This is a genomic window from Actinoplanes sp. NPDC051388, from assembly GCF_055586225.1.
In genome coordinates this window covers 41,734-64,758 of sequence record NZ_JBVJIP010000001.1, presented here as the reverse complement: position 1 = coordinate 64,758, position 23,025 = coordinate 41,734, and the positions used below count along the sequence as shown (strand labels likewise).

At 70.6% G+C, this 23,025-nt stretch carries 25 protein-coding genes; 15 read left to right on the top strand and 10 right to left on the bottom strand.

The features are described from left to right. Positions 1 to 50 precede the first annotated feature (50 nt). The 7 genes from ACZ6TI_RS00325 (at position 51) to ACZ6TI_RS00295 (ending at position 9,770) form a co-directional block, all read left to right on the top strand. Entirely contained in the window at positions 51 to 3,797 is a 3,747-nt protein-coding gene (locus ACZ6TI_RS00325) for a multifunctional oxoglutarate decarboxylase/oxoglutarate dehydrogenase thiamine pyrophosphate-binding subunit/dihydrolipoyllysine-residue succinyltransferase subunit (protein WP_465342790.1), read from the top strand. A gap of 52 nt (positions 3,798 to 3,849) precedes the next feature. Further along, positions 3,850 to 4,029 carry a DUF6104 family protein gene (locus ACZ6TI_RS00320; protein ID WP_465342789.1) on the top strand — a complete coding sequence of 60 codons (180 nt, stop codon included), beginning with the start codon at positions 3,850 to 3,852 and terminating at the stop codon, positions 4,027 to 4,029. Beyond that, a complete protein-coding gene (locus tag ACZ6TI_RS00315; protein WP_465342788.1) occupies positions 4,019 to 4,738 on the top strand; it encodes an AAA family ATPase in 720 nt (239 codons plus the stop codon). Before ACZ6TI_RS00320 ends, ACZ6TI_RS00315 begins: the two co-directional genes overlap by 11 nt. 51 nt (positions 4,739 to 4,789) lie before the next feature. Continuing rightward, positions 4,790 to 5,299, top strand: a complete 510-nt coding sequence (locus ACZ6TI_RS00310; protein WP_465342787.1) for a SigE family RNA polymerase sigma factor — start codon at positions 4,790 to 4,792, stop codon at positions 5,297 to 5,299. Further along, entirely contained in the window at positions 5,296 to 6,441 is a 1,146-nt protein-coding gene (locus ACZ6TI_RS00305; RefSeq protein WP_465342786.1) for a hypothetical protein, read from the top strand. The genes ACZ6TI_RS00310 and ACZ6TI_RS00305 overlap by 4 nt, the downstream gene beginning before the upstream one ends. Before the next feature lie 162 nt (positions 6,442 to 6,603). Further along, positions 6,604 to 8,676, top strand: coding sequence for a phosphate acetyltransferase (gene pta / locus ACZ6TI_RS00300; RefSeq protein ID WP_465342785.1), 2,073 nt, complete (start codon positions 6,604 to 6,606; stop codon positions 8,674 to 8,676). Further along, on the top strand, positions 8,673 to 9,770 hold the full coding sequence (locus ACZ6TI_RS00295; protein WP_465342784.1) for an acetate/propionate family kinase: 1,098 nt from the start codon (positions 8,673 to 8,675) through the stop codon (positions 9,768 to 9,770). The genes pta and ACZ6TI_RS00295 overlap by 4 nt, the downstream gene beginning before the upstream one ends. Here ACZ6TI_RS00295 and ACZ6TI_RS00290 read toward each other — a convergent pair. Further along, a complete protein-coding gene (locus ACZ6TI_RS00290; RefSeq protein ID WP_465342783.1) occupies positions 9,767 to 9,931 on the bottom strand; it encodes a hypothetical protein in 165 nt (54 codons plus the stop codon). The two genes, ACZ6TI_RS00295 and ACZ6TI_RS00290, sit on opposite strands and share 4 nt — an antisense overlap. Before the next feature lie 86 nt (positions 9,932 to 10,017). Between ACZ6TI_RS00290 and ACZ6TI_RS00285 the strand changes: the two genes are divergently transcribed. Further along, a complete protein-coding gene (locus ACZ6TI_RS00285; RefSeq protein ID WP_465342782.1) occupies positions 10,018 to 10,911 on the top strand; it encodes an alpha/beta hydrolase family protein in 894 nt (297 codons plus the stop codon). A 47-nt stretch (positions 10,912 to 10,958) separates the two neighbouring features. Then, the gene (locus ACZ6TI_RS00280; RefSeq protein ID WP_465342781.1) at positions 10,959 to 11,816 is read left to right on the top strand and encodes an alpha/beta hydrolase family protein; all 858 of its coding nucleotides are present in this window, start codon (positions 10,959 to 10,961) and stop codon (positions 11,814 to 11,816) included. Here ACZ6TI_RS00280 and ACZ6TI_RS00275 read toward each other — a convergent pair. The 5 genes from ACZ6TI_RS00275 to ACZ6TI_RS00255 all read right to left on the bottom strand — a co-directional run bounded on the left by ACZ6TI_RS00275 (position 11,813) and on the right by ACZ6TI_RS00255 (position 15,975). After that, a complete protein-coding gene (locus ACZ6TI_RS00275; protein ID WP_465342780.1) occupies positions 11,813 to 12,691 on the bottom strand; it encodes an SRPBCC domain-containing protein in 879 nt (292 codons plus the stop codon). The two genes, ACZ6TI_RS00280 and ACZ6TI_RS00275, sit on opposite strands and share 4 nt — an antisense overlap. Beyond that, positions 12,688 to 13,260 carry a helix-turn-helix domain-containing protein gene (locus tag ACZ6TI_RS00270; RefSeq protein ID WP_465342779.1) on the bottom strand — a complete coding sequence of 191 codons (573 nt, stop codon included), beginning with the start codon at positions 13,258 to 13,260 and terminating at the stop codon, positions 12,688 to 12,690. The genes ACZ6TI_RS00275 and ACZ6TI_RS00270 overlap by 4 nt, the downstream gene beginning before the upstream one ends. A 76-nt stretch (positions 13,261 to 13,336) precedes the next feature. Further along, the gene (locus ACZ6TI_RS00265) at positions 13,337 to 14,287 is read right to left on the bottom strand and encodes a zinc-binding dehydrogenase (RefSeq protein WP_465342778.1); all 951 of its coding nucleotides are present in this window, start codon (positions 14,285 to 14,287) and stop codon (positions 13,337 to 13,339) included. Positions 14,288 to 14,296: 9 nt separating this feature from the next. Beyond that, entirely contained in the window at positions 14,297 to 15,541 is a 1,245-nt protein-coding gene (locus ACZ6TI_RS00260; RefSeq protein ID WP_465342777.1) for an NAD(P)-dependent malic enzyme, read from the bottom strand. 107 nt (positions 15,542 to 15,648) lie between these two features. Continuing rightward, a complete protein-coding gene (locus ACZ6TI_RS00255; protein ID WP_465342776.1) occupies positions 15,649 to 15,975 on the bottom strand; it encodes a S24 family peptidase in 327 nt (108 codons plus the stop codon). An 86-nt stretch (positions 15,976 to 16,061) separates the two neighbouring features. On the opposite strand from ACZ6TI_RS00255, the gene sodN reads away from it, so the two are divergent. Together sodN and ACZ6TI_RS00245 are read left to right on the top strand one after the other, a co-directional pair. After that, a complete protein-coding gene (gene sodN / locus ACZ6TI_RS00250) occupies positions 16,062 to 16,466 on the top strand; it encodes a superoxide dismutase, Ni (RefSeq protein WP_465342775.1) in 405 nt (134 codons plus the stop codon). A 215-nt stretch (positions 16,467 to 16,681) separates the two neighbouring features. Continuing rightward, positions 16,682 to 17,104 (top strand): ATP-binding protein, encoded by a 423-nt coding sequence (locus ACZ6TI_RS00245; RefSeq protein ID WP_465342774.1) that lies wholly within the window; start codon positions 16,682 to 16,684, stop codon positions 17,102 to 17,104. A gap of 9 nt (positions 17,105 to 17,113) precedes the next feature. Here ACZ6TI_RS00245 and ACZ6TI_RS00240 read toward each other — a convergent pair whose 3' ends face one another. Together ACZ6TI_RS00240 and ACZ6TI_RS00235 are read right to left on the bottom strand one after the other, a co-directional pair. Then, entirely contained in the window at positions 17,114 to 17,812 is a 699-nt protein-coding gene (locus ACZ6TI_RS00240; protein WP_465342773.1) for a FadR/GntR family transcriptional regulator, read from the bottom strand. 38 nt (positions 17,813 to 17,850) lie between these two features. Further along, positions 17,851 to 18,240 carry a hypothetical protein gene (locus tag ACZ6TI_RS00235; RefSeq protein WP_465342772.1) on the bottom strand — a complete coding sequence of 130 codons (390 nt, stop codon included), beginning with the start codon at positions 18,238 to 18,240 and terminating at the stop codon, positions 17,851 to 17,853. 52 nt (positions 18,241 to 18,292) lie between these two features. Here ACZ6TI_RS00235 and ACZ6TI_RS00230 point away from each other — a divergent pair, with 52 nt between their 5' ends. From ACZ6TI_RS00230 to ACZ6TI_RS00215, 4 genes are all read left to right on the top strand, one after another. Continuing rightward, positions 18,293 to 19,243 carry a diacylglycerol/lipid kinase family protein gene (locus ACZ6TI_RS00230; protein WP_465342771.1) on the top strand — a complete coding sequence of 317 codons (951 nt, stop codon included), beginning with the start codon at positions 18,293 to 18,295 and terminating at the stop codon, positions 19,241 to 19,243. A gap of 427 nt (positions 19,244 to 19,670) precedes the next feature. After that, positions 19,671 to 19,925 carry a WhiB family transcriptional regulator gene (locus tag ACZ6TI_RS00225; protein WP_285688035.1) on the top strand — a complete coding sequence of 85 codons (255 nt, stop codon included), beginning with the start codon at positions 19,671 to 19,673 and terminating at the stop codon, positions 19,923 to 19,925. Positions 19,926 to 20,139: 214 nt separating this feature from the next. Beyond that, the gene (locus tag ACZ6TI_RS00220) at positions 20,140 to 20,529 is read left to right on the top strand and encodes a MerR family transcriptional regulator (RefSeq protein WP_465342770.1); all 390 of its coding nucleotides are present in this window, start codon (positions 20,140 to 20,142) and stop codon (positions 20,527 to 20,529) included. Between the two features lie 87 nt (positions 20,530 to 20,616). Continuing rightward, on the top strand, positions 20,617 to 21,516 hold the full coding sequence (locus ACZ6TI_RS00215) for a GNAT family N-acetyltransferase (protein WP_465342769.1): 900 nt from the start codon (positions 20,617 to 20,619) through the stop codon (positions 21,514 to 21,516). On the opposite strand, the gene ACZ6TI_RS00210 is transcribed toward ACZ6TI_RS00215, so the two are convergent. Together ACZ6TI_RS00210 and ACZ6TI_RS00205 are read right to left on the bottom strand one after the other, a co-directional pair. Then, entirely contained in the window at positions 21,484 to 22,263 is a 780-nt protein-coding gene (locus ACZ6TI_RS00210) for a sirohydrochlorin chelatase (RefSeq protein ID WP_465342768.1), read from the bottom strand. The two genes, ACZ6TI_RS00215 and ACZ6TI_RS00210, sit on opposite strands and share 33 nt — an antisense overlap. After that, positions 22,245 to 22,991, bottom strand: coding sequence for a phosphoadenylyl-sulfate reductase (locus ACZ6TI_RS00205; RefSeq protein ID WP_465342767.1), 747 nt, complete (start codon positions 22,989 to 22,991; stop codon positions 22,245 to 22,247). The genes ACZ6TI_RS00210 and ACZ6TI_RS00205 overlap by 19 nt, the downstream gene beginning before the upstream one ends. Between the last annotated feature and the right edge of the window lie 34 nt (positions 22,992 to 23,025).

Sequence of the window (23,025 nt, the reverse complement as noted above, 5' to 3'; positions counted from 1 at the left end):
ACACCGTTCATTCCGTCCCGTGTGACCTTCGCGTCGCGTGTTGACAAACGGTGAAAGAGGCGAACTCGGCAGTGTCGACCCAGCAGACTTCGCATGACAATCCGCTCGCGGACTTCGGTCCGAACGAGTGGATCGTCGACGAGATGTACCAGCGCTACCTGGCCGACCCCGCCAGCGTCGATCCTGCCTGGCACGATTTCTTCGCCGACTACAAGCCGGCGATGGCGACCGGATCGATCGTGACCCCGGACGAGGCCACCGCTGCGAACGCCACGGCTTCGGCCGCCAAGGCGGGCACGGATGCCCCGGCCGCCAAGAACGTGGCGGCGGTGAAGCCGACCGTACCGCCGGCGCCCAAGGCCCAGCCCGAGACCAAGCCGGCGCCGGTCGCCAAGCCGGAGCCGGCACCCAAGGCCACGACCAATGGGAAGGCCCCCGAGGGGGCCAAGGTGACCACCCTGCGCGGAGTGGCCGCCAAGATCGTGCAGAACATGGACGCCTCGCTCGAGGTGCCCACCGCGACGAGCGTGCGCGCGGTCCCGGCGAAGCTGCTGGTGGACAACCGCATCGTGATCAACAACCACCTCGCCCGCGGGCGCGGTGGCAAGGTCAGCTTCACCCACCTGATCGGCTGGGCGCTGGTCCGGTCGGTCCTGCAGCACCCGGAGATGAACAACTCGTTCGCCGAGATCGACGGCAAGCCGGCGCTGGTCGCGCCGGAGCACGTCAACCTGGGCATCGCGATCGACCTGGCCAAGAAGGACGGGTCGCGCACGCTGGTGGTCCCGTCCATCAAGAACTGCGAGAAGATGGATTTCCGCAAGTTCTGGCAGGCCTATGAGGACGTGGTGCGGCGGGCCCGGCGGGGCGAGCTCACCATGGACGACTACACCGGCACCACCATCTCGCTGACCAACCCGGGCGGCATCGGCACGGTGCACTCGATCCCGCGGCTGATGACCGGGCAGAGCGCGATCATCGGTGTCGGCGCGATGGAATACCCCGCGCCCTACTCCGGCATGTCCGACGAGACCCTGTCCGAGCACGGCGTCAGCAAGGTCACCACGCTGACCAGCACCTATGACCACCGGGTCATCCAGGGCGCGCAGTCCGGCGAGTTCCTCAAGGCGATGCACGAGTTCCTGCTCGGCGACCACGCCTTCTACGACGACATCTTCACCTCGCTGCGAATCCCCTATGAGCCGGTGCGCTGGGTGCGGGACGTCGCGCGCACCTCCGAGGGGCAGATCGACAAGGCCGCGCGGGTGGTCGAGCTGATCCACGCCTACCGTGTGCGTGGTCACCTGATGGCGGACACCGACCCGCTCGAGTTCGAGATCCGCCGGCACCCCGACCTCGACGTGCTGCAGCACGGGCTGACGCTGTGGGACCTCGACCGGGTGTTCCCGGTCGGCGGGTTCGCCGGCAAGCAGAAGATGAAGCTGCGTGACGTGCTCGGCGTGCTGCGCGACACGTACTGCCGCCGGGTCGGCATCGAGTACATGCACATCCAGGGCCCCGAGGAGCGGCGCTGGATCCAGGACCGCATCGAGATCAAATATGCGAAGCCGGACACCGACGAGCAGAAGCACGTGCTCAACCGGCTCAATGCGGCCGAGGCCTTCGAGACGTTCCTGCAGACCAAGTTCGTCGGGCAGAAGCGCTTCTCGCTGGAGGGCGGCGAGTCGCTGATCCCGCTGCTCGACGAGGTGCTCAAGGCCTCCGCGGAGGACGGCCTCGACGAGATGGTCATCGGCATGGCCCACCGCGGCCGGCTGAACGTGCTGGTCAACATCGTCGGCAAGCCGTACGAGAAGATCTTCAGCGAGTTCGAGGGTCAGATGGACCCGAAGTCGGCGCACGGCTCCGGCGACGTCAAATACCACCTGGGCCAGACCGGGAAATACACGACGCCGGACGGCGAGCACTCGACGACGGTCAGCGTGGTCGCCAACCCGTCGCACCTGGAGGCGGTGGACCCGGTGCTCGAGGGAATCGTCCGCGCCAAGCAGGACCGCCTCGACCTGGGCCTGCACGGTTACACGGTGCTGCCGCTGCTGGTGCACGGCGACGCGGCGTTCGCCGGTCAGGGCGTGGTGGCCGAGACGCTCAACCTGTCCCAACTGCGCGGCTACCGCACCGGCGGCACCGTGCACGTGGTGGTCAACAACCAGGTCGGTTTCACCACCGCGCCGGAGTACAGCCGCTCGTCGCTCTACTCGACCGACGTGGCGCGGATGATCCAGGCGCCGATCTTCCACGTGAACGGCGACGACCCCGAGGCCGTAGTCCGGGTGGCGCGGCTGGCCTTCGAATACCGCCAGGCGTTCAACAAGGACGTCGTCATCGACCTGGTCTGCTACCGCCGCCGCGGGCACAACGAGGGCGACGACCCGTCGATGACCAACCCGCGGATGTACGAGATCATCGACACCAAGCGCTCGGTGCGCAAGCTCTACACCGAGGAGCTGATCGGGCGCGGCGACATCACCGTCGACGACGCCCAGGAGCAGCTGCGGGACTACCAGCAGCAGCTCGAGCAGGTGTTCAAGGCGACCCGCGACTCGGCCGGCACGCCGCCGCGCCCGCGGGTGATGCGCCAGGACGAGCCGGAGCCGGCCGTGGAGACCGCGATCGACGCGGCCGCCGTGGCCGCCGTCGGGCAGGCGCACGTCGACCTGCCCGAGGGCTTCACCCCGCACAAGCGGGTGTCCCAGCTGCTCGAGCGGCGGGCCAAGATGTCCGCCGAGGGCGGCATCGACTGGGGCTTCGGCGAGCTGGTGGCCTTCGGGTCGCTGCTGGCGCAGGGCGTCACCGTGCGGCTGGCCGGCCAGGACTCGCGGCGTGGCACGTTCGTGTCGCGGCACGCGTCGCTGGTCGACTCGAAGACCGGCAAGGACTATCTGCCGCTGTCCACGATGGCCACCGGCAACGCCCGGTTCTTCGTGCACGACTCGCTGCTCAGCGAATACGCGGCGATGGGCTTCGAGTACGGCTACTCGGTGGAGAACCCGGACGCGCTGGTGCTCTGGGAGGCGCAGTTCGGCGACTTCGTGAACGGCGCCCAGTCGATCGTCGACGAGTTCGTCACCTCCGGCGAGGTGAAGTGGGGCCAGCAGTCGTCGCTGGTGCTGCTGCTCCCGCACGGCCAGGAGGGCCAGGGCCCGGACCACTCGTCCGGCCGGCCCGAGCGGTTCCTGCAGATGTGCGCGCAGGACAACATGCGGGTGGCCAACCCGACCACCCCGGCAAACTATTTCCACCTGCTGCGCCGCCAGGCCCTGTCGCCGAAGCGCAAGCCGCTGGTCGTCTTCTCGCCGAAGTCGCTGCTGCGGCACAAGCTGGCGGTGTCGTCGGTGGCCGACTTCACCGGCGGCACGTTCCAGCCGGTGATGCCGGACGCCGGGGTCAATGGCAACCCGCTGCAGCCGGAGGCGGTGCGCCGGGTGCTGCTCTGCTCGGGCAAGGTCTATTACGACCTGTTCCAGGCGCGGGCCGAGCGCGGCATCCAGGACACCGCGATCATCCGGATGGAGCAGATCTACCCGCTGCCGGTCGAGGAGCTCAAGGCGGTGCTCCGCCAATACCCGAACGCGGAGGACTTCGCGTGGGTGCAGGAGGAGCCGGCCAACCAGGGCGCCTGGTCGTTCGTCGCGCTCAACCTGCTCGAGCACCTCGAGGGGGTGCGGCTGCGGCGGATCTCCCGTCCGGCGGCCGCGGCGCCCGCGGTGGGCTCGGCCAAGCTGCACGACGCCGAGCAGTCGGCGCTGGCCGAGGCGGCACTCCCGCGTCCCTAGAGGTTTGGGGGCGGGGCGGTCACACCGTCTCGCCCCTCCTAGGATCCGGGGCATGTACTTCACGGATCGTGGCATCGAGGAACTGATCGAGCGGCGCGGCGAGGAGTCGGTGTCGCTCGAATGGATCGGATCGCAACTGCGGACGTTCGTCGACCAGAACCCCGAGTTCGAGACGGCGATCGAGCGTTTCGCGACCTGGCTGGCCCGCGACGACGAGGACGATGAGGACTGACCGGCCGGTTCGCCGCTTCGAGCGCGACGCCGCCGCCGAGTTCGACGCCGGCGAGTGGTGGGCCCGGATCCCGGCGGTGACGGCCGTCCTCGAGCGCGGCCTGAACATCCCGGCCGGCGTCACCTTCCTGGTCGGCGAGAACGGCTCCGGCAAGTCCACGCTGATCGAGGCGCTGGCGCAGGCGCACGGCCTGAACGCCGAGGGCGGCTCGCGCGGGGCGATGCACAGCTCCCGGGCCACCGAGTCGCCGCTGGGCGGCATGCTGCGGGTGATCCGGACCCCGGGCCGGGCCGCCAACGCCTACTTCCTACGGGCCGAGACGATGCACGGGCTCTATACCTACCTGGAGTCGCTCGGCGGCCCGGACGGCGATCTGCACGACCGCAGTCACGGCGAGGGCTTTCTGGAGCTGCTGGAGCGCAAGTTCCGCGGCTACGGCTTCTACCTGATGGACGAGCCGGAGGCGCCGCTCTCGTTCACCTCGACGCTGCGGCTGCTCGCTCACCTCGATCTGCTGCGCGACGCCGGCGCGCAGGTCGTCGTCGCGACGCACTCGCCGGTGCTGACCGCCCTGCCCGGCGCGACCATCCTGGAGCTGGGCGAGCACGGCATCCGCCGCACCGGCTGGGACGACCTCGAGCTGGTCGGGCACTGGAAGGCCTTCCTCGGGCGCCCGGAGAACTACCTGCGCACGCTGTTGAGCGATTAGCCGTGCAACACATCCGGCCGGTCGTGCGTCCTGGGTCGGAGGTGTTGACCCATGGGGGATGACAGGCTGTTCGCGGACTTCGTCCGCAATCGGGGGGCAGCGCTGTACCGCTATGGGTACCTGCTCGCCGGCAATCATCACGACGCCGACGATCTGGTGCAGGACGCGCTGATCAAGTTGCGCGCGCACTGGCCGCGGCTGGATCGGCAGGACGACCCCGTCGGGTACGTGCGCACGACCATGACCCGCCTGCACGTCTCCGCCTGGCGCCGCCGCCGGCGCGAGCTGCCCAGCGCCGCGGTGCCCGAGCGATCGGCCGACGACCCGGACCTGGGCCGGGTGGAAGCCTCGGCGCAGGCCGGCCGGGTCTGGGCCGTCCTCGCCGAACTGCCGCCACGGCAGCGGGCGGTGATCGTCCTGCGCTACTACGAGCACCTCACCGACGCGGAGATCGCCGGCGTCCTCGGGGTGGCTCGCGGCACCGTCCGCAGCCAGGCCGCCCGCGCTCTGGACAAACTCCGCGCCACCGGCATCGCAACCCTGGAAGGGGTGACCTCATGACGAGCACCGATCTGCACGACGCGATGCTCACGCTGGCCGAGCACGCTCCCGAGCCGCCCGCCGACCTGCTGGCGCGGGTGGAGACCGGGCATCGGCGACGCCGCCGCCGGCAGGCCGTCACCGCGGCCTTCGCCGCCGTGCTGCTGCTGGCCGGCGGCGCCTGGGCGGTGACCCGGCCGCCGGACGAGCGTGTCGTGCCGCCGGCCGGCTTCACCCTGCCCGCGCTGCCGGCCGATCCGCCGCTGCTGACCGAGACGTGGCCCGGCGCCACGGTGGCCGAGCAGCTGCCGAACACGCCGGACGGCAGCGAGCCGGTGGTCGTCGGCCGGGTCGATGCGGGAGCTCTGCTGGTCTGGGGTCAGGTGGCGCGGCCCGCGGCGGACGCCGTCACGACCCTGTGGAACTACGCGGTCGCCGAGAAGACCTACCGGCCGGTACTCACCCACCTGCCGGCCCGCGCCCGGGTGCCGATGGTCGCGATCACCAACACGTCCATCTTTCGCATCCAGACCGACGACCGGATCAGCCGGATCACCCTGTCTCCGGCCGGCGGCGGCTCGATGCGGGAGATCTCCACCTACGAAGGGCCGTTCGTGCCGACCGGCATCTTCGCCGACGACCGGAACGTGTACTGGTCGGATATGACCACTACGACCAAGGAGCGGCACGTCGAGCGGTTCACGCCCGGCCCCGAGGCGTTCGACAGCCTGGCGGAGTTCGACGGGCTCACGGTCGACGGCACGGTCTGGGCGCGCAACGCGGACAGCACCCGGTTCCGCAACCTCGTCACCGGGGAGGAGCGCGTGGTGATCCCACCCGCCGGCGCGGAGAAGCTGGACTGCGTGGCGGCCTTCTGCCTGGGCCGGGACCCGGCCGGGTGGTTCCTGCAGAAGCCCGGCGGGGAGGACCGCACCGCCCTGCCCTACCCCGGTGTGCCCCGGCTGGCCGGTCCGGACATGCTGCTGCTCGACGGCGGCGTGCTGCTCGACCCGGTGACCGGGAAGCTCGGCGTCGCCACCCGCGACCCGCTGTGCGGCGCCGAGGTGGGCTCACTGGCCGGCGAGGTGGTCTTCCGCTGGGGCGGCGGCGAGTGCGCCGGGCCACGCCAGACCGCCTATCTGCCGCGCAGCGGTAAAGGGTGAGTGGGCACGGACGTCGCCGGGTGGGCTCATCGGTTTGGACGCGCCAGCGGCCAGATGGGACCGCCCGGCCCTCGGTGGGAACTGCGGCCGGCACCACCCACCCCGCTGCGACAAAGAACTTGATCTTCGCTGGAAACTCGCAATCACCAGTACGGTGACCCTGTGGCGCGGAGTGTGTATGTCGCCGGGCTGGGACCCGGGGTCGGCAAGGGGACGGTGGCGCTCGGGCTGGTCGAGTTGCTGTCCCGGCAGGTGGCCCGGATCGGGGTGTTCCGGCCGCTGGTCAGCGGCACCGACGACGACGCGCTGCTGACGCTGCTGACCTCGCGTTACCTGGTGGTCGCGCCCTATGCGGAGGCCTACGGCACCACCTATGCGGAGGCGGCCGCGCTGGTCGCCGACGGGCGCCGGGAAGAGCTGATCACCCGGATCGTCGAGCGCTACCGCGAGGTCGAGCGGCAGTGCGCGTCCGTGGTCGTGGTCGGCAGCGACTTCACCGACTCGCATCACGAGGACGGGCGCGACGAACTGCCCCGCGAGCTCGCCTTCAACGCCCGGCTGGCCACCGAGTTCGGCAGCGTCGTGGTGCCGGTGATCAGCGGCGAGCAGCGCACCACCGAGTCGCTGGCGGCCGCGGCGAAGAGCGCCTATCACTCGTTCGTGGACCTGGACGCCACCGTCGTGGCCGTGGTCGCCAACCGTGGCGCCGAGGGGGTGGCCGCGCCGCAGGGGCTGCCGGTGCCGGTCTGGGCGGTGCCGGAGATGCCGGTGGTGGCCGCGCCGACGGTCGCCGAGGTGGCCGCGGCGCTGAACGCCACTGTGGTCACCGGCGGCGAGGCGGCGCTGGACCGCGACGTGCTGGGTTACGTGGTGGGCGGCGCCCACGTCCCCGCGGTGCTCGACCACCTGGTCGACGGCGCGCTGCTGATCACCCCGGGCGACCGGGCCGACGTGCTGGTCGCGGCCAGCGCCGCGCACGCGGCCGGCAACGTGACGCTGGCCGGCCTGGTGCTGACCATCGGCGAGTTCCCCGACCCGCGGGCCCTGCGGGTGATCGAGCGGCTGAACACCGGCCTGGCCATGCTGGTGGTAGCGAGCGACAGCTACCACACCATCGCCGCCGCCGACCGGATCGAGTCCACCCTCAGCGTCGCCACCCCGCGCAAGATCGAGGCCGCGCTGGGCGCGTTCGAGAAGTACGTGGACACCGCCGAACTGTCCCAGGTGCTCGACGTGGCGCGGTCCAGCCGGGTGACGCCGCTGATGTTCGAGAACGACCTGATCGACAGGGCCCGCGCCGACCGCCGCCACCTGGTGCTGCCCGAGGGCACCGACGAACGGATCCTGCGGGCCACCGAGACGTTGCTGCGCCGCGGCGTGGCGCAGCTGACCCTGCTCGGCGACCCGGCCGATATCGAGCGCCGGGCCCGCGAGCTCGGCGTGGACATCGGCGCCGCGCGGCTGATCGACCCGGCCACCAGCCAGTGGCGCGACCAGTTCGCCGAGAAGTATGCCGAGCTGCGCAAACACCGGGCGGTGACGCTCGACCTGGCCTATGACGTGGTGCGGGACGTGAACTACTTCGGCACCATGATGGTGTTCTCCGGGCTGGCCGACGGCATGGTGTCCGGCGCGAACCACACCACCGCGGCGACGATCCGGCCCGCCTTCGAGATCATCAAGACCGTGCCGGAGGTGTCGGTGGCGTCCAGCGTGTTCTTCATGCTGCTGGCCGACCGGGTGCTGGTCTATGGCGACTGCGCGGTCAATCCCGACCCGGACGCCGCCCAGCTCGCCGACATCGCGCTCTCCTCCGCACAGACCGCCGCGGCGTTCGGCATCGAGCCACGGGTGGCGATGCTGTCCTATTCGACCGGCAGCTCGGGCGCGGGCGCCGACGTGGAGAAGGTCGCGGCGGCCACCGCGCTGGTGCGGGAGCGCCGGCCGGATCTGCCGGTGGAGGGCCCGATCCAGTACGACGCGGCGATCGACCCCGCGGTGGCGGCGACCAAGCTGCCGGAGAGCACGGTGGCCGGCCGGGCGACGGTGTTCGTGTTCCCCGATCTGAACACCGGCAACAACACGTACAAGGCGGTGCAGCGGTCGGCGAACGCGGTGGCGGTCGGGCCGGTGATGCAGGGTCTGCGCCGGCCGGTGAACGACCTGTCCCGCGGGGCCACGGTCAAGGACATCGTGAACACCGTCGCGATCACCGCGATCCAGGCGGCGTCGTGAGGGTCCTGGTGCTCAACTCGGGCTCGTCGTCGGTCAAGTACCGGCTGTTCGACGGGGAGAAGACCGAGGCCAAGGGGCTGGTCGAGCGGATCGGCGAGGCGGACGGCGACGCACCGGACCACGAGTCGGCGCTGCGCCGGATCATGGACTCGGTGCGGCTCGACGGGCTGGGCGCGGTCGGTCACCGGGTGGTGCACGGCGGGGCCGAGTTCAGCCGGCCGACGCTGATCGACGACGCCGTGGTGGCCACGATCGAGCGGCTGGTGCCGCTGGCGCCGCTGCACAACCCGCCGGCGCTGGCCGGCATCGCGGTAGCCCGCAAGCTGCTGCCGGACGTGCCGCAGGTCGCGGTCTTCGACACCGCGTTCCACCAGAGCATTCCGCCGGAGGGCGTGACCTGGGCGATCGACGCCGACCTGGCGCAGCGCTGGCAGGTGCGGCGCTACGGCTTCCACGGGACGTCGCACGCCTATGTGGCCCGGCAGACCGCGGCGCTGCTGGGCAACGCCGATGCGAACGTCGTCACGCTGCACCTGGGCAACGGCGCCAGCGCATGCGCGGTCCGGGCCGGCCGCAGCGTGGCCACGTCGATGGGCATGTCGCCGCAGGGCGGCCTGGTGATGGGTACGCGCAGCGGCGACCTCGACCCCACCGTGGTCTTCCACCTGCACCGGGTGGCCGGGCTGCCGCTCGACGAGATCGAGGACTCCCTGACCCGCCATGCCGGGCTGCTCGGCCTGGGCGGGGTCAACGACATGCGCGAGCTTCTGCGGCGACGCGCGGACGGTGACGAGCGGGCCGCGCTGGCCTTCGACGTCTACTGCCGCCGCATCCGCGAATACGTCGGCGCCTATCTGGCCGTGCTGGGCCGGGTGGACGCGATCACCTTCACCGGCGGGGTGGGCGAGAACGCGGCGCCGGTGCGCACGGCGGCGCTGGGTGGCCTCGAAGCCCTGGGCATCGTGCTCGACGAGCAGCGCAATCGGGAGCGCGAGAAGGTGATTTCCGCGGACAATTCACCCGTCAAGGTCTGTGTGATCCCCACCGATGAGGAGCTGGAGATCGCGACCCAGAGCCGCGCCGCGCTCGGCTAGAGGGCCAACCAGAGGATCACCGCGACCACGATGACGGCCAGCACCGCACCGCCGATGATCAACGGGGTCTTCGAAGGGGTCGCGGCAGGCTCGTCCGGCAGGTTGGTGAAGGCGCGGAAGGCCTCGGTGTTGCCGCTCGGATCGACGGTGTCGTCAGGCATGCGCTGCACCCTAGCGTGACCGGGCGAGCTCAACCAGCATCGCGGAATTCCCTCTTTAGTGGGCGTGTCGGGCATAACGTTTGATCATGGGACGGATCGTGATCGCCGCGGCACTCTGCGCAGCGCTGGTCACGACGTCCTGCGACGAACCTCACCACGTGGCCGCGCCCGCCGCGCCGCCGGTGGTGGCGGTCGTCCAAAAGGTGACTACAGCGCGTTTCCCGGTCGGCGTACGCGAATTCCGCTTCGCCCGCGGCGCCGACCGCCCGCTGCGCACCCTGGTGCTCTTCCCGGCGCTGACGAGCGCCCGCAACCGGGTGCCCGCACCGGCGCCGGCCATGGTCACGCCGCATTCGGACGCGCTGCCACGCCCGGGGCGCTACCCGCTCGTGCTGTTCAGCCACGGACTGCACGGCTCGCCGGAGCGTTACTCGCCGGCGGTCGCGAGCTGGGCCGCGGCCGGGTTCGTGGTGGCCGTCCCGGCCTATCCGTTCACCAACAAGCGGGCCGACCCGTACATCCGCGCGGACTACGCGAACCAGCCGGCCGACGCCACCTATCTGCTGCGCCGCCTGATCCGGCTGGCCACCCGCTCGGACGACCCGTTGCGCGGGCACATCGACGTCACCCGGATCGGGGTGGTCGGGCACTCCGCCGGCGGCTACACCACGACCGGGCTGCTGCGCGCCGGGCACGACCCGCGGATCCGGGCCGGCGTGGTGATCGCCGGCTGGCTCGCGCCGGGCGCGTTCGGCGGCAGGCCCGCCCGCCTGCTCTTCGTGCACGCCGACGACGACGCGGTCATCCCGATCGCGGACGGGCGGGCCGCCTTCGACCGGGCGCCGTGGCCGAAGACGTTCGCGGTGCTGCCCGGCATGGGCCACGCGGCCTACATGCTGCCGGGACGGGCGGGATACGCCGACATGGATCGGCTGGTGACCGACTTCCTGCTGCGGACGCTGGGCGGCAACCGGTCGTGAGCGGAGGGCACAATGGCCGCGTGCCGTGGCGTACCCCGATGGTCTTGATGTTGATCTTGCTCGCGGCCTGCTCCCCCTCGCCGCAGCCGGCGCCGATGAAGACGGCCCCGAGCTCAGCCGCGCCGATGGAAAGCGCCGAGCCGAGCCCGACAGCCCCGAAAGCCCCGACCCAGAGCCTCGCCATCAAGACCCGCGAGATGAAGTTCGAGCGCGGCGCCGACCGGCCGCTGCCGACCACCGTCTGGTATCCCACCGAGGGCACGAAACCCTTCCCGCTGATCGTGTTCAGCCACGGCCTGACCTCCGAGCCGAGCGCCTATGCCAGCGTGCTGCGGGCCTGGGCGCGTGCCGGTTTCGTGGTCGCCGCGCCGAAGTTCCCGCACACGCATTACCAGGTCGAGGACTTCGAGCCGCTGGACGTGATCAACCAGCCGGCCGACGTGTCCGAGGTGATCAGCCGGATGCTGGCCACCGACGACGACGGCCTGATCGACCGGGACCGGATCGCCGCCGCCGGGCACTCGGCGGGCGGCATCACCACCATCGGCCTCTTCGCCGGCAACCGCGACGACCGCCTCAAGGCCGCCGTTGTGATGTCCGGGCAACTGGTCCTCAGCCTGCCGTTCGGCGGTGAGCCGGCGCCGATCCTGTTCGTGCACGGCAAGCTCGACAAGACGGTCCGTTACCAGGACGGCCTCGCCGCGTTCGACGCCGTGCCGTGGCCCAAGGCGATGCTCGCGGTCACCGAGGGCGGCCACGTGGCGATCACCAAGGACTTCCAGCCGGTGATCGCCACGACGACAGACTTCCTTCGGTACGCGCTCTACGCCGACATCGAGGCCAGGGACCGTCTCGAGGCCGATGCCACCAAGGGCCGGCGCGCAACCCTCATCGACAAGCTCTAGTCGAGGGACAGGACTCCGTCCGGGAGACCGTCGACGTGCTCGTAGGTCCACATCTGGCGCCAGTCCTTGATCTCGTGGAAGCGACGCAGGCCCACCAGGCCGCTGAGCGCGCCCAGCCAGCCGTCGTACGGCGGCCGCGTGCCCTCGTCGAATCCGCTGTGCACGAAGGTCAGCCGGGTGCGCCCGTCCGAGTCGGCCAGCTCCCAGGACTCGACCATGCCGGGCCACTGGATCGACATCGACCGCCCCGCCTCGATGTCGATGATGTGCGCGGGGTAGGGGTTCGCCTCGAAACCGCCCATCGCCCAGCGGCCGCCGGGGCGCAACTCGGCCTCGACCTTCACGCCGGCCCATCGGGAGAACTGCTCGGGTTCGGTCATCGACGCGAAGACCGCGAGCCGATCGGCGTCGATCAGCAGCTCGTGGCGCAGCACCCGGCTGGTGAAGTCGCAGAGCACCACGGGCTCCCGGCCCTCGGCGTAGTCGGCCAGGTTGCCCAGGGCCAGCGCCCAGAAGGTGTGCATGAGAGCACGGTCGCCGCCGTCGGTCATCATCTCGGGAAAGCCGATGATGCCGGTCTGGGTGAGCGTCAGCAGCGTCGAGCCCTCCGCCTCGGCGACCAGTTCGATGTCGACCGTGGTGGCGACGCCGTCGAGCTCCCAGTCGAAGCCGAGCGAGTTGTCGTCGACGTGCCGCAGGCGCTGGTGTGGCGCCTCGCCGCCGGGGGTGAAGCGCCCCCAGAACTCGTACCGGTCGGGGAGGTCGACCTCCGCGTGCTCGACGAACCAGGCGCGCAATGCCGCCGGGTCGGTGAGAGCTCGGTGCACCTCGTTGGTCGGGGCGGCGATCCGGATGGTCTTCTTCAGCGAGCTCATCGATCTTCTCCTTGTTGTTCGGGATAACAGGCGACGGCGAGCCGGAACGCGTCGCCTTCGGCGCCGCCGTACTTGGTGAACAGGTCCTGCAGGGCGGTCTTCAGGTCGGCCATGAACTCGGGACGCCGCTCGGGTCGCACCCGGATCTCGCCGGAGACGCCGAGCGACGGCAGATCCGGTTCGCCCCCGGCCGCCCGGGAGTGCAGGCCGGCGACGTCGGACTGCACCTCCTCCATGAGATCGAGGAGATAGCCGAGGCTGGCCTCGTCACGCCGCTGGGGCCGGCCGATCCGGCCGACGAGGCGGGGCGACATCCAGTAGGCCCGCGCGGCCGCCTGATAGACGCCCTCGTTGATGCCGCGCACCCGGCGCTCGGCGACCCGGGCGACGAGGCCGTGCTCGACGAGCCGCTTGACGTGGTAGTAGACGCGCTGCTGGGTCTGGTCCAGCCGGGCGGCCACCTCGGTGCACGAACGCGGCTCGGCCAGCTCCCGCAGCACCTCGATGCGCTGTGGTTTGAGCAGCGTCTCGGCCTGCTCGACGCGCTCCAGGTACAGCAGATCCTTCATCACAAAAGGAATCCTGGACGTACAAAATCTTTTTGTCAATGGAGCGTGCTGCTTGGTTTTCCTTAAAAACGGGTGCTCAGTGGAGGTGGTCGAGGACCACTTTGCCGAAGACCTGGCCGGAGTCCAGGTGGGCGAAGGCGTCACCGACCGCGCTGAAGCCGTAGGTCGAGTCGATCACCGGACGCACGCCCTCGGCCGCCATGAAGTCGAGCAGCGCCCGCAGGTCGTCGGCGGTGCCCATGGTCGCGCCCAGGATCTCCAGCCGCATCGCGAAGACCCGCCGAAGGTCGACGGTCGCCTGGTGGCCTCCGGTGGCGCCGCAGACCACGATCCGGGCCTCCGGCTGCGAGCTCTTCATCGAGTGGTCGAAGGTCGGCGCGCCCACCGACTCGATCACCACGCCGACCCGCTCGGGCAGCCGCGCGCCGGGTTCCAGGGCGGTCGCACCGAGCGCGGTCACCCGCTCGCGCTTCCACTGCTCGCGGCTGGTCGCATAGACCCGCTTGCCCATCGCCACCGCGAGCACGACCGCGGCCGTCGCCACCCCGCCGCCGGCGCCCTGCACCAGCACGGCTTCGGCCCGGTCCACCCGGCCCCGCGTGGTCAGCATGTTCCACGCGGTGAGCCAGGCGGTCGGCAGGCAGGCCACGTCCGCGAACGACAGTCCCTCGGGCTTGGGGATCAAATTCTCTCTGGGTACGGACACCCGCTCGGCCAGTGTCCCGGGGAAGTGCTCGGACAGCAGTGACAGGCCACGCGGGTCGGCGGCATCCGGCACCACGGCATGGATCACGACCTCCTCGTTCTCGGGCGTGACGCCGGCCGCGTCACACCCGAGCACCATCGGCAGCCGGTCGCCGGGCAGCCCGACGCCGCGCAGCGACCACAGGTCGTGGTGGTTGAGCGAGCTGGCCCGCACCGTCACGGTGACCCAGCCGTCCGGCGGCGCGGCCTCGGGAAGATCCCCGACGACCAGGGCCTGCAACGCGTTTTCCGGGTCCGCCTTGGCGGCGTAGGCAGCTCGCATCACCGAAGCCTAAACCGGGGCGGGCGTGGCCTCGACCGCTGCGGAGATCATCCGGGCCACGCCGTCGCGCTCGGCCGCCAGAGCCACCGCCGCGGCGACCGCAGGGGCCACCCGCGGGTCCAGAGGGGACGGCACGATCGCGTCCGGCCGCAGCTCGTCGGCCACCACCGCGGCGATCGCCTCGGCCGCGGCCACCTTCATGCCCTCGGTCACCGTGGTGGCCCGGGCGTCCAGCGCGCCCCGGAAGATGCCCGGGAAGGCCAGCACGTTGTTGATCTGGTTGGGGAAGTCGCTGCGGCCGGTGGCGACGATCGCCGCGTACCGGTGCGCGATGTGCGGCATCACCTCGGGCGTCGGGTTGGCCAGGCCGAAGATGATGCCGCCCTGGTCTTTTTCGTTCCGCGCCATGCCGGCCAGCGCTTCCTCGCCGATCGTGCCGCCGGAGACCCCGATCAGCACGTCCGCGCCGATCAGCGCCTCGGTGATGCCGCCGGTGCGCCCGGAGATGTTGGTCAGGGCGGCCAGCTCGGCCTTGGCGGAGTTCAGGTCGCCACGCTCGGCGTGCACGATGCCCCGGGAGTCGCAGACGATCACGTTCGCCCCGTCCAGGCCGGCCGCGACCAGCACCTTGGCGATCGCCACCCCGGCCGCGCCGGCGCCGCTGATCACCACCCGCTGGTCGGCGAACCGGCGGCCGAGCAGCGTCACCGCGTTGCGCAGCGCGGCGAGCACGACGACCGCGGTGCCGTGCTGGTCGTCGTGGAAGACCGGGATGTCCAGCGCCTCGTCCAGCCGACGCTCGATCTCGAAGCAGCGCGGCGCGCTGATGTCCTCGAGGTTGATCCCGCCGAACGACGGCGCCAGCGCCTTGACCACCGCGATCAGCTCTTCCACGTCCTGCGTGTCCAGGCACACCGGCACCGCGTCGACGCCGCCGAACTGCTTGAACAGCACGGCCTTGCCCTCCATCACCGGCATCGCGGCCCGCGGTCCGATGTTGCCCAGGCCGAGCACCGCCGAGCCGTCGGTGACCACCGCGACGGTGTTCGAGGTCCAGGTGTAGTCGGCGGCCAGCGCGGGGTCGGCGGCGATCGCCTCGCAGACCCGGGCCACGCCCGGGGTGTAGGCCATCGACAGGTCGTCGCGGCTGGCCAGCGGGACGGTCGCGGCGATCGTCATCTTGCCCCGGCGGTGCAGATCGAAGACGGGATCGGCGGCGAGGGCGGGGTCGAGCTCGAAACTGAAGAACGACATCAGGGACTCCAAGGCATCGGCAAGGTCATCAGTGGCCAGCCGGTCGGGACGCGAGTCTGCGCCGATCGACGTGCGATGCGGGGGTCACCCGGGAAAGTGGAAATCGCCTACTGCGGTGTGCGGCGATTACCGGAGATTAACTTAAGCGGCCAGTACCGCACCATGACCCGCCCGATGACATCCGCCACTCCAAAGGTGCGCGAATCGTCGGTGGCGAGATCGTTGTCACCCCTTACCCACCAGCCCCCGTCCTGCTCGCGCACCGCGCGCTTGACGACCAGCAGATCGGGCCGGACGCGGAACCGGGCGACCACCAGATCACCAGGTCGGACGCGGTTTCCCCGGCGGATCAGCAAGGCGTCGCCGTGCCTGAGCGTGGGCGCCATCGACGGACCCTGGACGAGTGCCGCGAAGACTGGCAGTTGCCACCTCATGGCAGTTGTCCTCCATCGGTTAGGGGGTCCTCGGTAAGGGGTAGGGTCGTCTACGGATCATCGCAAACTCGTATGGAGGGGTCCTGATGCGACTTCCGCGTTTCCTCATGCCTAGCACCGTGGTCAGCGCACACTGCGACCTGCCGTGTGGGGTCTACGACCCGGCGCAGGCCCGGATCGAGGCCGAGTCGGTCAAGGCGATCGCCGAGAAGTACCAGGCGAACACCGACCCCGAGTTCCGCACCCGCGCGATCCTGATCAAGGAGCAGCGGGCCGAGCTCGTGAAGCACCACCTGTGGGTGCTCTGGACCGACTACTTCAAGGCGCCGCACTTCGAGAAGTACCCCAACCTGCACCAGCTGTTCAACGAGGCCACCAAGCTGGCCGGCGCGTCCGGCGCCAAGGGCTCGGTGGACCCGGCGGTGGCCGACCAGCTGCTCGGCAAGATCGCGGAGATCGACAAGATCTTCTGGGAGACCAAGCAGTCCTGAGCCACCCCGCACACCCGTCCGGCCGGCATGTCACCACGATGTGCCGGCCGTCCTGGTCTCCACGGCAGAGTGAAGTTCCATGGCGATCCGGCGGCGGGGCTCTACGCTGCGAACAGGGCCGCTCAGCCGGCGGGCCGGCCCTGGGTTGCGTCAACTCGCTGAACGGGCCTCCCCCACTCCGTCGATCAGCGACTAGAGTCTCGTCCATCGGGAGGATGGGTTCGGTGACTCAAGCGACTCACGCGCATTCGGAGCCGGCGATCGGAGACGACGTCGTGCTGCTGACGGTGCCCGCCGACGGGGGTTACCTCGGCGTGCTCCGCACCGCCACGGCCGGGCTGGCCGCGCGGCTGCACTTCGCCCTGGACGAGATCGAGGACCTGCGCATCGCCGTCGACGAGGCGTGCGCGATGCTGCTCGCCATCGCGACCCGCGGCGCCGAGCTCGAGTGCCGCTTCGCGGTGACCGACGACGCCCTCGCCGTCGAGGTGGCCGTGACCACAGTGCGCGGCGCGCGGCTGCCTTCCGAGTCGTCCTTCGCGTGGAAGGTGCTGACCGCCCTCACCACCAGCGCGTCGGCCGAGGCCACCGGACAGCAGGCCACGATCCGGCTGCTCACCAGGCGCACGGAAAACTAGCGCCCGGAGTCAGGCGCGCCGGTTGGTCTCGGCGATGTAGTCGAGGTGCCGCCGGGCGATCGTCGTCGCGCCCTCCGGATCGCGCTGCTCGACACGCTCCAGCAGGTCGCGGTGGTCGGTGTCGATCCGCCGCCAATACTCCGGCGGCAGGTCCTCGACCACCTCGTCGCCGTAGCCCACGTGATAGAGCGGACGGGTCACCAGCTCGAACAGCGGGTTCGCGGTGGCCTTGGCGACCGCCGCGTGGAAGTCGGCGTGCGCCCGCAGCATCACGTCGAAGCCGTCCAGCTCCGGGTCGAAGAGCGCGGACCGGATCTCGAAGAGGTGCGCGTCGGAGCGCCGGGTGGCGGCCAGGCCGGCGGCCGGCACCTCGAGGGCGCGGCGCAGCTCGATCAGGTCGGCGAACCCGATCTCGGCGGAGTTGGTCAGCATGGTGAGCCCGGTGGAGAGCGCCTCGGAGAGCAGCTCCGCATCGGGGTGCGCGACGAAGCTGCCGCCGGTCACCCCGCGGGTCGTCACGATCAGATGCTGGCTGGCGAGCAGGCGGAGCGCTTCGCGTACGGTGCTGCGGCTGACGCCGGTGCGAACGCACAGCTCAGGCTCGGGCGGCAGCCGCTCTCCGGGCTGCAGCCGTCCTGAGGTGATCTCATCGCGCAGCTCGTCGGCGAGCAGTTGGTACGCCGGCGGCCGCACCGTTGATCCGGTCACCCGCTCAGGGTAAGACCAAATCGACGGTCCGGGTGCGATTAGTCCACGCCAAGTGCACGCGTGCTGGCGGGGAGTATGACCAGCACACCGATCAGCAGCCCGAAGGCCATCAGCGCCAGCCCGGCCCAGAGCGGCCCGGTCTGCAGCAGGAAGCCGCCGGACGCGATCACGAACAGCTGCACGACGATGGCCGGCCCCCGCGCGCCCGGGGTGCGCCGGCCCAGCGACCGGGCCACCACCACGACCGCCGCGGCGCCGAGCGCCGCGAGCACGATCAGCGCGATCGCGACCCCGAGGGCCACACTGTCCGCGGTCAGCAACCGCACGATGAGGTACGCGGTGAGCAGCGCGAGCCCGGCGGCCTGCAGCAGAAGCAGCCGCACCGCCCAGGTCAGAGAGCCGGGATTGCCGGTTTCCCCTTCGGTCACCGGTGCACCATACCGACAGCTCCGGGCGCGTTATCGATGTACAGTGCCGCCCATGCGAGCGTTACTGGTGGTTAACCCCAAAGCCACCACGACGAGTGAGCGCAGCCGGGACGTGCTGGTGCGGGCCCTGCGCAGTGAAGTCGACCTGCAGGTGGAGTACACGCTTCGGCGTGGCCACGCGACCGTGCTGGCGCGGCAGGCAGCCGAGAGCGGCGTCGACGCGGTGGTGACCCTGGGCGGCGACGGCACCGTGAACGAGGCGGTGAACGGGCTGATGACCGCCGCCCCGGCGCTGACCGCGTCCACCGTCGCGTCGGCCCACCGTCTGCCCGCGCTGGGCGTGGTGCCGGGCGGCTCGACCAACGTCTTCGCCCGCGCGCTCGGGCTGCCGCGCGACTGGGCGGACGGCACCAGCGTCATCCTGGACGGACTGCGCTCCGGCCGGCACCGGGTCATCGGGCTGGGCCGCGCCGACGACCGCTACTTCACCTTCTGCGCCGGAATGGGGTTGGACGCCGCCGTGGTGCGCCGCGTCGAGCAGGCCCGGCACCGCGGCCGCACCTCCACCCCCAGCCTTTATTTCGGCGCGCTGGCCACGCAGTTCTTCACCGGTCAGGATCGCAAGTCGCCGCCGCTGTCGGTGGAGCGGCCGGGCGAGGAGACGCAGTCCGAGCTCAGCATGGTGATCATCGGCAACACGGCGCCGTGGAGCTACATCGGCGACCGGCCGCTCAACCCCCTGCCGGACGCCTCCTTCGACCGCGGGCTCGACGTGCTGGCCGTCCGGAAGCTGTATGTCGGCAGCTCCATACGCACAGTGACGCAGGTCGCCATGCGCAGGAGCGAGGCACATGGCAAGCAGGTGCTCAAGCTGCACGACCAGAGCGAGTTCACTGTGCTCTCCAACAAGCCGCAACCGTTCCAACTGGACGGCGACTACCTGGGAGAGCGCCAGAAGGTGCACTTCGTGTCCGTCCCCGAAGCACTACGTGTGATCTGCTGACCGCTGGGTACGTCGGACGGCATGAGATCCATCGATCATCACGATCCGTCACAGAAAAGCGCTCAAAGGGTCGGCGATCGGGGCCGGACCGTACTACATTGATGGAGGCGTTGGTCAGCCGGCACTGCGAAACTCTGCAGAACCGGACAAAGGGGTCGTGAGACAGCTCACCCGCTCGGAGAAACTTCCGGCGCTACCCTTGACATCGCAGGAGTTCGTGAAAGCATTCACAAGCGATAAGAAGTAACCGGCCGACGCTCGCGCGCGTTCCTAATCCAGAAGCGCTGCAACGGAAGCCAAACCCGAGCTTGCTAACGCATGGGTGATGAGACGGATGCACTCCGTCGGGTCGCCAATCGCGTACGCATATAAGTAGGACCGCACCGCATTCGTTTACCATCCACCCGAAACAAGGAGTGTTGCCGCCATGGACTGGCGTCACCATGCGATCTGCCGCGACGAGGACCCGGAGCTGTTCTTCCCGATCGGGACGTCCGGCCCCGCGCTCCTGCAGGTTGAGCAGGCCAAGGCCGTCTGCCGGCGGTGCACCGTGACCGAGTCGTGCCTTTCCTGGGCGCTCGAGTCCGGTCAGGATGCCGGCGTCTGGGGCGGTATGAGCGAGGATGAGCGGCGCGCAGTGAAGCGCCGCGGCGGCCTTCGGGTCGGCGCTCCTACCGCCTGAATTCCACCTACACAGCATTCGCGCCCCGGGCCTGATGGCTCCGGGGCGTCTTGCTGTTTACACCCGATCACGCACTGCATCGACAGCACTGCGGAGAAATTCGATCACTTCTCCGTTCGCGAAATGATCTCGAAATTACTCGCGAACCGGTTCGCGCGCGTTTAGTCCACAAGCGCGCACAGTCCGCAGTGGAGACATGAGCAAGGATGGATGGATGACCTACTCCCCCGGCGAGGTGGCCGAGAAGACCGGCTTCAGCATCGACACGCTCCGCTACTACGAACGCATCGGCCTGCTGGCCCACATCGGCCGCACGCCGGGCGGTCGCCGCACCTTCACCGACGACGACGTGGAGTGGCTGGGAACGCTGCGCTGCCTGCGCGACACCGGCATGCCGATCGCCCGCATGCAGCGCTATGCGGAGCTGACCCGGGTCGAGCAGACCGAGGAGGAGCGGCTGTGCATCCTCCAGGAGCACGACGAGGAGGTGGGCCGCCGGATCGCCGAGCTGGAGGCCCAACGCGAACACATCCGCGGCAAGATCGCCTGGTACCGCGACGTGGCCCTGGCCACCCCACCCGCCGAGACCGCCCCGGCCACCTGAAAGCGCCCGGAACCCAGCCGACGCGACCCAGCCGGGAGCGGCAAACTCGGTCGACCCGGCGTCGGTGGCTGGCTAGCGTCCACACCCGTGGATGAGCTCTCGATCCGGGCGGCGCAGCCGGCCGATGACGCGGCTGTGCGGGCCGTCGCGACCGCGGACGACGCGAGCCCGCCGCGCCTGGACGATCCGCTCACCCGGGTCGCCACCGTGGGCGACCAGGTGGTCGGCTTCTCCCGGATCGACTGGTGGGAGGAGTGGGACGGCACCCGGCTCTATCTGCTCAGCGGGAGCATCGACCCGGCCGCGCGACGACAGGGCCTCGGCCGTCGTCTGCTGGCGCACCAGGAAGAGCAGGCTGCCGCGCACTGGCGGGCTGATCCCGGCCCGGGCACGCCGCTGCTGGGTGGCAACGCCGACGAGTCCCGGCCGGACCGGCTCGCTCTGCTGACGGACGCCGGATATCGGGTGCGGTTCACGCTGGTGGATCTGGCCCGTGCGACGGCCGGCGCCGGGCGGCCGAAACTTCCGGACGGGCTCGAGATCAGGCCGGTCGAGGACGAGCATCACCCGCTGATCCACGCGGCGATCGAGACCTGCTTCGCGCGGCACGGGCTGGGTTTTCAGTCGCGGTCCTACTCGGACTATCGCGAGGACATCCGTGACGTCGACCTCTGGCTGGTCGCCTGGGACGCCGAGGGCATCGGCGCGCTGGTGCTCAACGAGCGCAGGCGCGACGGCTCGGCGGACACGCCCTGGGTGGCCGTGCTGCCCCGCTGGCGCCGCCGCGGGGTGGCCCAGGCACTGCTCCAGGAAAGTCTGCGCCGGCTCGAACAGGCCGGGATCACCACCGCGACGATCCGGACCACGCTGGAAAACCGGGACCACACCGTCGAGCTGTACGAGAAGGCCGGCTACCGCGTCACCGGCACCATCCCGCGTTTCGCCAAGCCGCTGTCAGGCGGCCATCCGCCCGTGGGCGAGGACTGACCCGACCCGGTCGGCGACCAGCGCGACGACCTCGGGAGCGTCCTCGAGCGGCGGGGCGACCGCGACGACCCCGGCCGAGCGGGCCGACGCCACCGCGCTGTCGTGCAGCAGTCCGGGCGCCAGAAAATACGAGGCGACCGCCACCCGGCGGTCACCGAAGGACGCCACCGCCTCCGCGGCCGTGGGCGCCGCGCCGGACGCGTAGGCCACCGTGCAGGGCAGGCCGAGCCGGTCGCCCAAAGCGTCGGCGGCCGCGGCGACCGTGGCCCGAGCATCGGCGTCCCGCGTGCCGGCGGCGATCATCACCACCGCATCCATCTCGGCCGGCGGCAGACGCCGCTCGAGCGCCTCCAGCAGCAGATCGCAGCCGGGGCCGAGCACGTCGGTCAGCAGCACGTCGAGACCCAGCTCGCGCGCCTCGCGCGCGACCGCCGGCACGTCGACCTTGCCGTGGTAGGCGTTGGTCAGCAGCAACGGCACCAGCACGGCCTGCCGGTGCCCGGCGGCGGCGAGCCGGCGCAGCACGTCGAGCGGCCGCGGCCCGGCGAAGTCCAGATAGGAGGCGTGCACCTCCCACTCGGGGTGGGCCGCGGCGACGGCCTCGACCAGAGCCGACGTGGCGGCCGCGGCGCGCGGATCCCGGCTGCCATGGGCAACCAGGACCACGCCCGGTTTCACCTTCGCCGCGCGGGCCGACGTGGCGGCAAGCGAATGTGAAACCAGGCGAGCTAGACGTGCAGGCCGCATTCGGTCTTCTCGAACATCGCCCAGCGTCCGGCGCGGGGGTCCTCGCCGGCCTTCGTGCGGCGGGTGCACGGCCAGCAGCCGATCGACCCGTACCCCTTCTTGAAGAGCTCGTTGACCGGGACGTCCCAGCGCGAGATGTACCGGTCCACGTCCTGCTGGTTCCAGGCGGCGATCGGGTTGACCTTGACCTTGCCGCGCTTGGGGTCGAACGCCACCACCGGCGTGTTGGCCCGGGTCGGCGACTCGTCGCGGCGCAGCCCGGTGGCCCACGCGTCGTAGTCGGACAGCGCCCGCTCCAGCGGCTCCACCTTGCGGATGAAGCAGCACTCGTCGGGGTTGCGGGCGAACAGCCGGGGGCCGTACTCGCCGTCCTGCTGGCCGACCGTCATGCGCGGGCGGATCGAGCGCACGTTCACGTTCATCGTGGCGGCGACCGTGTCACGCACCTTGAGCGTCTCGGGGAAGTGCAGGCCGGTGTCGAGGAAGACCACGTCGACGCCCGGCGAGACGCGGCTGAAGATGTGCGCCACCACGGCGTCGGCCATCGAGCTGGTCACGCAGAAGCGCGCGCCGAAGGTGTCGGTCGCCCACTTGGCGATCTCCTCGGCCGGCGCGCCCTCGAGCGCCTCGGCGGCGTCGATCGCGAGCGCCTCAAAATCGGCGGCGTTGGCAGAGACAGGGGCTCCCAGAGTCACCAGACCCAGAGAGGCGGCGGTCACGACCGTCATCGGTTCACACCCTTGAGATTGAGTAGTCCGTTGA

Bases quoted from the DNA above. Each gene is read 5' to 3' on its own strand.
- ACZ6TI_RS00320 (WP_465342789.1), top strand. From the start codon at position 3,850: ATGTACTTCACGGATCGTGGCATCGAGGAACTGATCGAGCGGCGCGGC.
- ACZ6TI_RS00315 (WP_465342788.1), top strand. From the start codon at position 4,019: ATGAGGACTGACCGGCCGGTTCGCCGCTTCGAGCGCGACGCCGCCGCC.
- ACZ6TI_RS00310 (WP_465342787.1), top strand. From the start codon at position 4,790: ATGGGGGATGACAGGCTGTTCGCGGACTTCGTCCGCAATCGGGGGGCA.
- ACZ6TI_RS00305 (WP_465342786.1), top strand. From the start codon at position 5,296: ATGACGAGCACCGATCTGCACGACGCGATGCTCACGCTGGCCGAGCAC.
- ACZ6TI_RS00290 (WP_465342783.1), bottom strand. From the start codon at position 9,931: ATGCCTGACGACACCGTCGATCCGAGCGGCAACACCGAGGCCTTCCGC.
- ACZ6TI_RS00285 (WP_465342782.1), top strand. From the start codon at position 10,018: ATGGGACGGATCGTGATCGCCGCGGCACTCTGCGCAGCGCTGGTCACG.
- ACZ6TI_RS00280 (WP_465342781.1), top strand. From the start codon at position 10,959: ATGTTGATCTTGCTCGCGGCCTGCTCCCCCTCGCCGCAGCCGGCGCCG.
- ACZ6TI_RS00275 (WP_465342780.1), bottom strand. From the start codon at position 12,691: ATGAGCTCGCTGAAGAAGACCATCCGGATCGCCGCCCCGACCAACGAG.
- ACZ6TI_RS00270 (WP_465342779.1), bottom strand. From the start codon at position 13,260: ATGAAGGATCTGCTGTACCTGGAGCGCGTCGAGCAGGCCGAGACGCTG.
- ACZ6TI_RS00265 (WP_465342778.1), bottom strand. From the start codon at position 14,287: ATGCGAGCTGCCTACGCCGCCAAGGCGGACCCGGAAAACGCGTTGCAG.
- ACZ6TI_RS00260 (WP_465342777.1), bottom strand. From the start codon at position 15,541: ATGTCGTTCTTCAGTTTCGAGCTCGACCCCGCCCTCGCCGCCGATCCC.
- ACZ6TI_RS00255 (WP_465342776.1), bottom strand. From the start codon at position 15,975: ATGAGGTGGCAACTGCCAGTCTTCGCGGCACTCGTCCAGGGTCCGTCG.
- sodN (WP_465342775.1), top strand. From the start codon at position 16,062: ATGCGACTTCCGCGTTTCCTCATGCCTAGCACCGTGGTCAGCGCACAC.
- ACZ6TI_RS00245 (WP_465342774.1), top strand. From the start codon at position 16,682: ATGGGTTCGGTGACTCAAGCGACTCACGCGCATTCGGAGCCGGCGATC.
- ACZ6TI_RS00230 (WP_465342771.1), top strand. From the start codon at position 18,293: ATGCGAGCGTTACTGGTGGTTAACCCCAAAGCCACCACGACGAGTGAG.
- ACZ6TI_RS00225 (WP_285688035.1), top strand. From the start codon at position 19,671: ATGGACTGGCGTCACCATGCGATCTGCCGCGACGAGGACCCGGAGCTG.
- ACZ6TI_RS00220 (WP_465342770.1), top strand. From the start codon at position 20,140: ATGACCTACTCCCCCGGCGAGGTGGCCGAGAAGACCGGCTTCAGCATC.
- ACZ6TI_RS00210 (WP_465342768.1), bottom strand. From the start codon at position 22,263: ATGCGGCCTGCACGTCTAGCTCGCCTGGTTTCACATTCGCTTGCCGCC.
- ACZ6TI_RS00205 (WP_465342767.1), bottom strand. From the start codon at position 22,991: ATGACGGTCGTGACCGCCGCCTCTCTGGGTCTGGTGACTCTGGGAGCC.